This window comes from Mucilaginibacter tolerans, assembly GCF_030519375.1.
In the GTDB taxonomy this organism is placed as follows: domain Bacteria; phylum Bacteroidota; class Bacteroidia; order Sphingobacteriales; family Sphingobacteriaceae; genus Mucilaginibacter.
In genome coordinates this window covers 21974-34300 of sequence record NZ_JAUMKB010000017.1, presented here as the reverse complement: position 1 = coordinate 34300, position 12327 = coordinate 21974, and the positions used below count along the sequence as shown (strand labels likewise).

Below are 12327 nucleotides of genomic sequence, written 5' to 3'. Positions count from 1 at the left end.
GCGAGAACGTTATCGAAAATACAGCATCTGCTTGCCATTTATTTTTATGCTGCTAAATGAGTGTTGTATAGGCTCTTATCTGATTAAAATCCACTATCATCAAGGGCAAAGGTGTTTTTTCGCTCTTTCCATTTACCTTTTGTAAAATCAGGGAAATCCTGCAATGAGTTTCCTGATCTTAAGGAATTTACGGATAACGGAGCTATCACGCTCATCGTGACAGAATCATAAACATCAATCGGGGTTTGTTTTTTTTGTTTAACTGACTCTATAAATGCATTGAATACAAACCAGTCCATACCTCCGTGGCCGGCGCCTTCGGCCAGTTTTTCATATTTTTTCCAAAGCGGATGATCATACTTATCGAACCATAACTTTGCCGGATCCCATGCATCATCCTGTTTTGCCTGGTGATCGATATATATACCGTCAGCCACATCCATCCAAAGCCCTTTTGTTCCCTGAACACGAAAACCCAACGAGTATGGCCTTGGTAAGTGCGTATCGTGACTTAACAATACCGTTTCACCATTTGCGCAATTAATCATCGTTGTTGTTACGTCTCCGTTTTTATAATTGATCTTCGAATTTTTGTGCCCGGGCGAAAGCTCCTGTACATAAGCAGCTAAACCGCGCGATTTGGAGCTGAACGATATCAAATTGGTAAAGCGGTTACCCGCATTGATATTTGCGTAATGCATACATGGCCCGGCACCGTGAGTTGGATAAATATCTCCGTCTACATCAATATTAAACTGGGTGCGCCACTGAGCCTCACTTATGGCATTGGGTCCAAATTCAACGCCGCCGCCATGAAATTGCTTGCCATTGTTGAACAGCACGGCTCTTAAGTTATGCTGGTAACCGCCCTCCAGGTGAACCAACTCACCAAAAAGGCCCTGCCTGACCATGTTTAGCGCGGCCATAACATCGCGGCGATAGCACACGTTTTCAAGGGTCATATAAGGCATGCCTGTTAACTCCGAAGTTTTAACGATATCCCAGTGCTCTTCAACAGTTAAGCCAGCTATTACTTCGCAACCAACATATTTACCCGCTTTCATAGCATCTACCGACTGTTGGTAATGGAATTGCCATGGGGTAGCGATAATGACTGCATCTATATCTTCATGATCGAGCAAACGCTTATAGGCATCCAGGCCGCCGGTGTATTCTTTTACTTTAGGGTGGCCACTTTTAGCTATAAATTCCCGGCAAATTTTTAACGAACTTTCCTGCGTATCACATATAGCAACAATTTCTACGTCCTGCCGAAGCAATCCTTCGCTGATATGGCTCATTCCGCGCACCCCAACCCCGATATATCCTAATTTTACTTTGCCTGGTACAGACGCAAAAAGGCTACCAGTTGGTAGTATGGCCAAACTGGTGGCCGCAATTGTGCTTTGCTGAATAAATAACCGTCTTTTCATGTTCGTTTTAATAAATTTTTATTGATTTAAGCATTCAAAGCCTTTAGATCATTTTTTATTAGCAACCATTGCTGTTGTACTATATTGGTTAGTTCGTCCTTTTTCGATTCAAGCATTTTAAACAATTGCATCTGGGCCCTTGCTCGTTGCAAGTTATGCCCCGGAAAGTGGGTTTTGTAATAAACATCCCCCTCCAGGTAATCTGTCAAAAACCTGACTGCTTGCATATAGGGAAGCAGCAATGCGCCCTTTACAAGCGACTTTAATTCCTGTTCGGTCAGAAAGCACACCGTTTTGCTGAGATATCCTTTGACAAAGGCCTCGAAAAGCGGCATATTTAATTGTATGGCGTCAAGATTTTTTTCGTCTTCGGCAGCAGTATTGATAATCGAACGAATGGCATCGCCAAAATCATAGGCTACGAAACCGGGCATAACTGTATCAAGGTCAATTACGCATTGAACTTCATCATACTGATTGAGTAAAATATTATTGAATTTGGTATCGTTGTGGGTGATACGCAACGGTAATATTCCGGCCCTGCCTAATTGCGATATCTCCCCCATGCTGCTTGCGTATTCAAGCAGATAAAGCAATTCTGGTTGCACCTGTTTCACAACCCCGACGCTGTCTTTCTCTATTGCTCTTTGCAGGTTATCAAGCCTTTTTTCGATGTTTAAAAAATCGGGAATAGTATCAACCAGCAAAGCAGGGTCAAGATCGCATAACAACCAGTGGAAATTTCCAAAAGCAGCCCCTCCCTGATACGCCTGCTTAACGGTTGTAACCAAATCATAACTTTGCGTATCTTTCAGAAAGTAAGTCATTCGCCAGTAATTACCCTGGTCATCCTGCCAATAGTACTTATTGTCTTTGCATGGCACCAGCGTAAGTATCTCTTTCGCAGGGTCGCCGGAGGTCCCTGCTTTTCCTTTTAAATGATTGATAACATGAAGCATATTGGTCATCAAACCATCGACATTTTTAAAAACAAAATGATTGATTTTTTGAAGTAAGTAGGCACCGTCATATCCGGATCCGATTGTGAGCAGAAATGTGTCATTGATATGCCCCGAACCAAAAGGTTCAATATCATAATCTCCGGGAGCGATGTTAAAATTTGCAATAATGTCTTTGAAATTATAAGTACTTATCTTGTCATGCATATCAATACCTTCATATTTATTGTTATCTAATCCCATAAGAGCTGTTCAACATGCCTGCAAACCAAATCGGGGGTGATAGAAAAACTATTTGATTCGAGCAATGAGCGACAGGCAAAATCTGGCCGTTCCCTAAGTGTTTCCTGGCCCAATAACTTGCGCTCGCTTGAAGTAAAACTAATGAAAAACGGTGCCCATTTGGAGAACACAGGGGAATAAATTAGCGAGAACGTTATCGAAAATGAGCGTTTTAGCGTAAATTTAGAAGAGAGGATTGGACGACAAAAAATGTTCTGCATGTCCTTTTTTCTCCCAGGCTGGGCGCGAACCAATTAAATAATTGTAGTTAACAGCTTGATGCTTTCTACGCAACGATTAGAGTTTAGTCCTACCGGAGGTAACTGCTAATTAAGTTAACAACGGATCTGAAGGTGTTCCTAACCCGCGTTTGGAAAATGATAAAGCCGTAGGTCTTGTAATTAAACGGCTTTTTAATTTGTACATCCACCTTGGGTTCGAACCAGGACCAAAAAATTATGAGTCTTTCCGTATGAGAAACTAGTCAGCTCGATGAAGGTATGTCATTTTCAATCGATTGATTTGGCCTTATAAATTGGAATAATTATAAATCGGTAAACTTTGGGAGCTTTTTTTTGTGAAAATCATAAAAACTATAAAATCTATCTATTTAGTAGTGTTTATAAAAAATGTTTTTATATTTGTCGCGAAGAACTAATACAAATGAAAATGTACTCTCAAAATAACAAGGGTATTTCTGGTTTTCATCGAATGCTTTGTTCCGCAAAAGCACTGGGTATGGTCTGTTGTTGTCGCTACTAACGAACAGTATTCACAAATCATTCTTCATTCTGATTAATTTATTTATTGAAGACGAAAGTCTCCCTGGCATTGAACAATTTAACAAAGAAATAATATGTGCGCGAAATAATTTTTACCCCAGAAAAATAAACCGGCAAGGAAGCCTCGCCGGTCTTTTCGGATGAGTGAACAGCCGTAACGCCAATCACTACTGCTCATCATCCCCGGTTTTACTAACGATTGAATCATTAACATAAAACAGTTAAATATATGGAAATATATGTCCATGCAAAATCCTACATCTACCCTTTCCTCAGAGTTCTAATTTTCTTAATATTTCCGGCAGCGCTTTTTGCTCAAGAGACCAGCGCGCCCTTAATTAATTCGCACCAGGAAGGCATTGTCATCGATAGCGTCACCAAACAACCCATTGCAGGTGTAACGTTACAGATAAAAGGTGTTACCCACTCGGTATCAACAGGGCCCGATGGCCGCTTCACCTTTATTACAGGTCAAAGATTGCCCTACGCTTTGATCGTCAGCTTCATTGGCTATAAAACCAAAGAAGTTATTGTGGATGGCACCCCGGTAACTATAAAAATTTCCGATATCGTCAGCCAACTAGGTGAGGTGGTGGTAGTAGGTTACGGTACGCAACGTAAGAGCGATCTGACAGGATCTGTCGCGTCTGTTCCTAAACAATTACTAAACCAGCCGGCATCATCGTTTGATAACCTACTGCAGGGCGGTGTATCCGGCGTAGCAGTAACACAGAATTCCGGGCAGCCGGGAAGTACCGCAAACGTGCGCATCCGCGGAGGTAACTCTATTTCATTTGGTAATGCCCCGCTGTATGTAATCGATGGATTCATCATCTACAATAATAACGACTATACTAACGTAGGCTCTAACGGGACTAGCGTTGATGCCTTGGCCACTATCGACCCAAATGATATCGAGTCGATCGAAGTGCTGAAAGATGCGTCTGCTACTGCGATATATGGATCACACGGTGCTAACGGTGTGGTGATCATCACCACCAAACGGGGTAAAAAGGGCACGAGTAATGTCAGTTTCAGTTCTTACTATGGCATACAAAAGGTATCGAAGACACTCGACCTGTTGAATGCTGCCCAATGGGAGCAACTGGTAAACGATGTTAATGCGAGCGATGGCTTAGCTTCCACATTCTCAGCTGCGCAAATCGCTTCAGCCGGAGCAGGTTCCAACTGGCAACAAGCCGCTTTGCGAACTGCGCCCATTTTGAATGATGAACTGACGATCTCCGGCGGTGACGAAAAATCCCGTTATCTTATTTCAGGTGATTATTTTAACCAGAAGGGTACAATTCTGAACACGGGTTTCAAGAGATATTCGGCCCGTGTTAATTACGAAAAGAATGTATCCGAGCATCTGAAAGTTACTGCTAATACATTCGGCAGCCAATCCATCGAAAATAAACTTTACGGGAGCTCTTATAATAGCATCAACTTCAGCAACGCCTTCGCCACGCTGTTGACAACATCACCGCTGGCACTGATAAAGAACGCGGATGGTTCGTATAATACCTCGAATCCCTACCTGACTACGCCAACCAACCCGATACAGGATATAGCAAAAACTACTAATCAAACCACACTTATCCGTTTCCTGGGCAATTTTGCAGCGGAGTATAAAATACTACCCGATCTGACTTTAAAGATCAGTGCCGGTGCGGACATTCTTAATACTTCGCAGGATTATTATGCCCCATCCTACACCGGTTCACCCGCCGGTGGCTCAACAGGTTATGCAACAAGCGGTTATGCATCGATAGGATCAGGTAATGAGTTAAGCTGGCTGAATGAAAACACGCTAACATATGATCATAACTTCAATGACAGGCATTTTCTGAATATCCTGGCAGGCTATACCACGCAGTATACGCAGTTTAAATCATCAGTCGCTTCAGCACAAAAGTTCCCGAATGATCTGACAACCTATAATAATTTGTCATATGCGGGAATAGCTAACATCCCAACATCTGCAGCATCCAGCCAGGCACTTAATTCTTATCTGGGCAGGGTCAACTATTCGTATCTGCATAAATATAACTTTACTGTTTCTATACGTGCGGATGGTTCCTCAAAATTGGGTTCCAACAATAAATGGGGCTATTTCCCTTCAGCCGGGTTTTCATGGAATGTTGATCAGGAGAATTTCTTCAAACCGCTCGAGAGTACGGTCAGCAGTCTTAAATTTCGCCTAACCGCAGGCAAAACCGGAAACTCTGAAGTACCGCCCTTTGCATCCCTTTCATCACTTGCACCAACTAACTATTATTTCGGCAGCAAGTTGGTTACCGGCAGTGCGCCGCTGCAATTACCTAACCCAGATCTGAAATGGGAAACTACCACACAATACGATGGTGGTTTTGATATCGGCTTTTTCGATGGCCACGTCAATCTGACTTTTGATGCCTATTATAAAAAGACCACCAATCTATTGTTGAATGTACCACTGCCATTATACACCGGTTATGCCAGTGAATTGGAGAATGTAGGAAGTGTAGAGAACAAAGGGTTGGAGTTGGGCATCAATACAGAAAATATCAAATCGGGCAAGTTCAAATGGAAAACAAATCTGCAGCTAGCAGCCAATAGAAACAAGGTATTGAGCCTTGGTCCGGGTGTTACCAGTTATTTCCCGATCGCCCCTATCGGGCAGGTGTCACCTGTGATCGTACAAGTAGGTTTACCTGTAGGCACGTTCTGGGGCTATTCAACCAATGGATTGCTAACTGCTGCTGACCAGACAAACGGGACACCGCTGTTGGCAGGCGTACCTCAAAAAGTGGGCGACACCAAATATGCAGATTCTAACAATGATGGCAAGATCACTACTGCAGATAAGCATAACCTTGGCAGTGCCCAGCCTAAATTTACAGGAGGTATTACCAACACTTTTACCTATGGACAGTTTGACCTGTCGGTATTCTTCCAGGGGTCGTACGGCAGTAAAATATTTAACTTGTTACAGCAAACGCTCGAAAGGCCGACTACTTCTTTAAATGCGTCAGCGGAACTGCTTAATCGTTACAGCGCCTCTAATCCGAACGGCACAGTTGCACGGGCAACTAACTCCCCGGTTCCGCAGGTTACTGACAGGTATATCGAGAATGGCTCCTATCTGAAATTGAAGAATGCTTCGTTAGGGTACACCCTCAATGCTGTTGCGGCCTCCCGGATTCACGCTAAACAAATTAGGTTATATGTTTCCGGTCAAAACCTGCTGACTATTACCAAATACAAGGGCCTGGATCCCGAAGCAAACTTTTATGATAATGACAATACCAAACAGGGTATCGACTATGGTACCTATCCGCCTGTACGCACTTTCCTGGCCGGGGTAAATGTCACTTTCTAACCCAAATTGAATACGAAAAGATGAAAAAGATATCCAATATAAAATTGATAGTTTTTATCACAGTTATTTCCGTGGCAGGAATATACTCGTGCAAAAAGCTGGATGAGAATCCAAGCTCAGTGATTGTATCCTCGCAGTTTTACAAAACTGCTTCCGACGCAAATTCGGCTGTAAACGCTGTATACAGCACCTTAAATAGCGATCCGGCGGGTGACTTTCCCCTGTATGGTCGTCAACTGAATCTATTAGTAGAAAATGCCAGCGATAACCAGGTTTATAGTCCAAGCAACACCAACCCGGATGTGCGGGCTTTAGGAACCGTCACTTACATATCATCCAACAGCCGCGTGCAAAAGGTATGGCAGCAGTTGTACTATGGTATCAACCGGGCCAATATTGCTATCGATAATTTACCGGCTATCCAGATGGATACCACATTGCGAGCGAGGTTGATACGTGAATCGAAATTCATCCGCGGCTTGTTGTATTTCAATCTTGTGCGGCTGTACGGCGCTGTACCGCTCATACTGCATAATCCAACTACGATCAACCCAACTGCCTTATTGGCCGGTCGCACATCGGTCGATTCTATTTATTCACAAATTGTCAGTGACCTGAAGGATGCGACCCGTCTGCCCAAATCATATTCTGGTACGGATGTGGGACGGGCGACCGGGGGAGCTGCACACGCTTTGCTGGCAAAGGTATATCTTACAAAACAGGATTGGGCCGATGCTTTGGCGCAGCTTAACATAGTCATAAATGGTGGTTATGGTTACTCGCTGTTCCCGAATTATTATGATGCATTTCAAAAAGCCACCAAGAATGGCAAGGAGCATATTTTTTCGGTGCAGTTTGAAACCAACCTTGGCGCAGTGAATAGTGAGCAATATCTGAGTCTGAGTTTCACATCGTTCAATACACAAACCTGGCCGATAGATGTACCTGCCGATAGCAGCCTTTATAAATTGTTTAGTGCCACAGATACACGCCGCGCGGTTACTTTCTATAGTTCTGTTTATAATGCGGCAACCGGGCAAACGGTGGTTTTTAACAATCCCTATGTACCATACTTCAATAAGTTTGTCGACTATAGCCTGACCCCTCTTACCACACAGGCACAGAGCGGCATTAACTACCCGGTATTACGCTATGCGGATGTGCTGCTGATGTATGCCGAGGCACAAAACGAATTAAATGGCGGTCCTACGACAGATGCCTACGCTGCCATTAACCAGGTAAGAACCCGTGCTAATGTACCCACCCTGACTGCTGGCCTGAGCCAATCTGATTTCAGGGATTCGCTCTTCCTCGAACGAAGAAAGGAGTTTATCCAGGAAGGTCACCGTTGGTTCGATTTGGTACGTCAGGGCGGAACTGTATTAGTAGACGCTTTGCACACGATTCCGGCTAAATCAGCAGCAAGTTCAAAAAACACCTTGTTCCCAATACCTCTGGTTGAAACTCAGTTGAATCCAAAACTGACCCAGAATCCGGGGTATTGATTTCAAATTTTAACCATTAAAATAAAATAATTATGACACTGTCAGATGTATCACTTATCGGGAAAAAAATACTGGTTGGCATTATTGTCACCGTTGTTCCCTTCGTAATTATTGCCGGCGGGCTATGGTTCACCCAGCATGCGCTTAGTGCGCATGACGCAAAAAAGGCTTCAGTACAAACCACATCAAAACCAGAAAATCATGAAAATGGAAAAAACAACTAAGGATCAGATCACCAGGAATGTGATCGTGAGCCTGTTTATTTATATCCTGCCCATCGCAGCAATGTTCATTACGTTTCTGATCACCGGGCAACGGCCGTGGGAAAAGAAAATACAACACATAGAAAACACTAAAACAATAACCTCTAAAAACTCGCAAAATAATGGAAGCAACGATTGATTTCATCAAGCGGATCATCGATAATCTGAATGGTATCGGTTTCCCGTTCCTGGTCTTTTTTATAGGCATACTTGAAGTAACATTCGGTCTTTACAAGGGTAAATGGCCAAAAAACGAACGTTGGGTAGATATTAGCTGCTTTATTCTGCCAAAGCTGGTTGTGCAGCCGGCTGTTGCTTATTACAGCTTGCATTTTCTGCCTTTTATTTTGCCGGCAGCTAAAGACATTTTTAGCTGGGTGCCCTTCTTATGGGGATTCATCATCATCGCAGTAGCTGATGACCTGACCCAATATTGGTATCACCGCCTGCATCACCAGGTGCCGTGGTTGTGGCGCTTTCACCGCACGCACCATTCGGCATCCTATATGGGCATGGCAATGGCCAGCAGGCAGAATGTGATTTATACTATCTTCTTCTCGCAGATATACCTAACAGCAGCATTGGTATACCTGGGTTTGGGTATCCCTGCAATTGCCGTAAGGGCCATCAAATCTACCATCACCACCCTGGCTCATTCAAGTATACCATGGGATAAACCTCTGTATAAGTACAAAATACTTCATCCGCTGGCCTGGGTACTTGAACGGTTGATTTCAACACCGGCTACCCATCATGCGCACCATGCTGCTACAACAGATGATGGCGTAGGATATTACAAGGGCAATTTTGGTAATATGTTCTTCCTGTGGGATATCATCTTCGGCACGGCTCATATATCAAGACAGTATCCGGCAGCATACGGTATTTCCCACTATGAAGGCGATCAGTGGACCGCACAACTGCTTTGGCCGATATTCAAATCAAAAGTCGAAGGCAGTGAACTGGCACCGAACGGCCCTGTGGTAAGAATAGAAGATGACTACGAAGCACTGGCACGAAGGGGAGCAAATAACCAGAAGGAAGAAACTGTAACACCACAATTGACCACGTCCCCCGCATTTTCCAATAATTAAAAGATGAAGCACACAAATCAAATTAAGGCTCTGTCATTAGCTTTATTGGCGGGAGCGCTTTTTACAAATATAGCCCACGGGCAAAATTATACGCAGCAGCAACAGCCATTCAAGGGTGTTGAGGGGAAAACATTTGCCGAATCGAAAGAGTCATGGGTGACTAATCCAAAAGCGCCCAAGGGTGCCCCCAATGTAGTTTGGATGATATTAGACGACGTTGGCTTCGGTGCATCATCCACATTTGGCGGATTGATCGCTACGCCCAATTTTGACACGCTGGCGCATTTAGGTTTGCGTTATACCAACTTTCATACTGCCGGTATTTGCGCGCCTACGCGCGCTGCTTTGTTAACAGGGCGTAATCATCATTATGTACATGAAGGCGGTTTTTCGCACACACAATTATCAGCCGGATTTCCGGGATGGGATGGTCGTATTCCCTCTGATAAAGGGACTGTTGCCGAAATACTCAGGGAAAACGGCTATAACACTTTTGCTGTAGGCAAATACGGTGTAACCCCTGATGAAGATGCTACCGATGCCGGTCCGTTTGACCGCTGGCCATCGGGAAAAGGATTCGATCATTTCTTCGGCTTCCTGGGTTCGCAAACCGATCAGTATCAACCTGATCTGGTTGAAGACAATGCGCATGTTAAACCCGATGGCCGCAACCTGAATGATCAGATCACCGATAAGGCGATTTTTTACCTGACCAGGCAGCAAAAGGCCGCACCCGATAAGCCATTTTTCCTGTACTATGCGCCCGGCGCCACTCATGCACCGCACCAGGTAAGCCACGAATGGAGCGACCTGTATAAAGGCAAGTTTGATGAAGGCTGGGATGTATACCGGCAGCGGGTTTTTGATAACCAGAAAAAACAGGGCATTATTCCCGCTACTGCTGTGTTGCCTGAACGTAACCCCAATATAAAAGCATGGAATACCTTATCGGCTGATGAGAAACGTTTGTATGCCCGCTTTATGGAAGTATATGCAGGTTACCTTACCTATGCTGACCATGAAGTTGGTCGCCTGATCCAACATTTGAAAACCAGCAAGCAGTTAGATAATACGCTCATCTTTGTCATCATTGGTGATAACGGTGCAAGTAAAGAAGGTTCGTTAAACGGTGATATTGACAGGCAAATTCTGCTTAAACAGCATAGCGAGCAGGAGAATATTCAATATAACCTTGCCAAGATCGGCGAGATCGGTACGCCCGAAGGCACGCAAACCAATTACCCATTGGGTTGGGCGCAGGCAGCCAATACCCCATTTAAATACTGGAAACAGGACGCCAATGCTGAAGGCGGAACGCGTAACCCGCTGATTGTTTTTGCCCCGAAGACGATCAAAGACCCTGGGGCTATCCGCACGCAATATGGTCACGTAATCGATGTTTTGCCAACCACGCTGGAGTTGATCGGTCTGAATGTCCCTGAGTATATCCGGGGTATCAAACAGGATACCTTGCAGGGCACCTCATTGGCATATTCATTAAATGATGCACTGGCTGCTTCTAAGCACCGCGTTCAGTACTACTACATTTTCGGTTCGCGTTCAATTTATAAAGATGGATGGAAGGCAGAAGTTTATCATCATCCTGATTTCACTGACCTGACTAGTCCAGGCAGTCAATGGAAGCCTGATTCGACTGTTAATAATTTCGATAAAGACGTTTGGGAATTATATAATCTGAACACAGATTATACGGAAAGAGTCAACCTTGCCAGCAAATACCCGGAAAAGCTGAACGAGTTGAAGGCACTATACGACGAGCAGGCAAAGAAAAACCATATCTACCCTTTTATCGATTGGGAAGATGTGCTTAAAGGGCGGCTGCACCGAAAAAGCCCTGCAGAGCCTCCGCAATCAAGTAACTAGCGAAATCGATGTCACAAAAAATTGAAATTATGAAAAAGCTTAATATAATTATTGTTATCGGTCTTATCACTACTTCCATACAGGCAATTGGTCAGCAAAATAGTGCTAAACTATCTATCGACGCAATCGAAGAGAGGATAAATCAATCAAAACAGCCTCAAATAATCGATGCGAGATCTGCCGCTGAGTTCGAGCAAATTCACCTTAAGGGCGCGATCGTTTTAAACCAGGATTCTGCAAAGTCGGCGGAGCAAATAAACACACTCGATAAGCAAAAACCAGTTTTTGTATATGCTATAGGCAATGCGCGAAGCGCGATATTGGCCAAACGGCTCAAAGCCCTTGGATTTAACGAAGTATATGAACTGCCCGGGGGCATAGCCAATTGGGTAGGTTCGGGCAAACCAGTCGAAAAATCGGCAAAAAAGGAGTTGGATTTGACAACCTTTCATGACTTGATCGCTAAAGAGAAATTGATCATTGTTGAGTTCGGCTCTAAATACTGTCCCGGGTGTATTAAAATGGCGCCGGTAGCGGACTCGGCAGCAGCAGAAACTGGTGTTAAAATTGTCAGGATCGAAGTTTTTGACCATACTAAACTGGCACATCAACTTAAGATCCATGCGATACCGAACATTGCTCTGTATAAAGATGGCGCCCTCATTTGGCAAAAGGAAGGTATATTTCCGAAAGTTGAGATAGCGAAGGCTGTAAAAACAGGGCAGGCTTTTTCGGCCAATTTGAAGTAATTCGATTAAAGT

General features: G+C 44.1%; 9 protein-coding genes. 7 read left to right on the top strand and 2 right to left on the bottom strand.

From position 1 onward, the window contains the following. Positions 1-83 precede the first annotated feature (83 nt). Together Q3A68_RS19165 and Q3A68_RS19160 are read right to left on the bottom strand one after the other, a co-directional pair. Complete coding sequence (locus Q3A68_RS19165) at positions 84-1433, bottom strand: Gfo/Idh/MocA family protein (RefSeq protein WP_302902741.1); 1350 nt, start codon at positions 1431-1433, stop codon at positions 84-86. A 26-nt stretch (positions 1434-1459) separates the two neighbouring features. After that, complete coding sequence (locus tag Q3A68_RS19160) at positions 1460-2635, bottom strand: phosphotransferase enzyme family protein (RefSeq protein ID WP_302902740.1); 1176 nt, start codon at positions 2633-2635, stop codon at positions 1460-1462. 1050 nt (positions 2636-3685) lie between these two features. Between Q3A68_RS19160 and Q3A68_RS19155 the strand changes: the two genes are divergently transcribed. From Q3A68_RS19155 to Q3A68_RS19125, 7 genes are read left to right on the top strand one after another with little or no spacing between them, the layout of a single operon-like run. Continuing rightward, a complete protein-coding gene (locus tag Q3A68_RS19155; protein WP_302902739.1) occupies positions 3686-6820 on the top strand; it encodes a SusC/RagA family TonB-linked outer membrane protein in 3135 nt (1044 codons plus the stop codon). Positions 6821-6840: 20 nt separating this feature from the next. Then, a complete protein-coding gene (locus Q3A68_RS19150; RefSeq protein ID WP_302902738.1) occupies positions 6841-8325 on the top strand; it encodes a RagB/SusD family nutrient uptake outer membrane protein in 1485 nt (494 codons plus the stop codon). 32 nt (positions 8326-8357) lie between these two features. After that, the gene (locus Q3A68_RS19145; RefSeq protein WP_302902737.1) at positions 8358-8549 is read left to right on the top strand and encodes a hypothetical protein; all 192 of its coding nucleotides are present in this window, start codon (positions 8358-8360) and stop codon (positions 8547-8549) included. Continuing rightward, positions 8533-8727, top strand: a complete 195-nt coding sequence (locus tag Q3A68_RS19140) for a hypothetical protein (RefSeq protein ID WP_302902736.1) — start codon at positions 8533-8535, stop codon at positions 8725-8727. The genes Q3A68_RS19145 and Q3A68_RS19140 overlap by 17 nt, the downstream gene beginning before the upstream one ends. Beyond that, positions 8711-9682 (top strand): sterol desaturase family protein, encoded by a 972-nt coding sequence (locus Q3A68_RS19135; RefSeq protein WP_302902735.1) that lies wholly within the window; start codon positions 8711-8713, stop codon positions 9680-9682. Before Q3A68_RS19140 ends, Q3A68_RS19135 begins: the two co-directional genes overlap by 17 nt. Before the next feature lie 3 nt (positions 9683-9685). Continuing rightward, positions 9686-11566: an arylsulfatase gene (locus Q3A68_RS19130; RefSeq protein ID WP_302902734.1), complete on the top strand. Its 1881-nt coding sequence runs from the start codon at positions 9686-9688 to the stop codon at positions 11564-11566. 29 nt (positions 11567-11595) lie between these two features. Beyond that, positions 11596-12315: a rhodanese-like domain-containing protein gene (locus Q3A68_RS19125; protein WP_302902733.1), complete on the top strand. Its 720-nt coding sequence runs from the start codon at positions 11596-11598 to the stop codon at positions 12313-12315. The last annotated feature ends 12 nt before the right edge of the window (positions 12316-12327 follow it).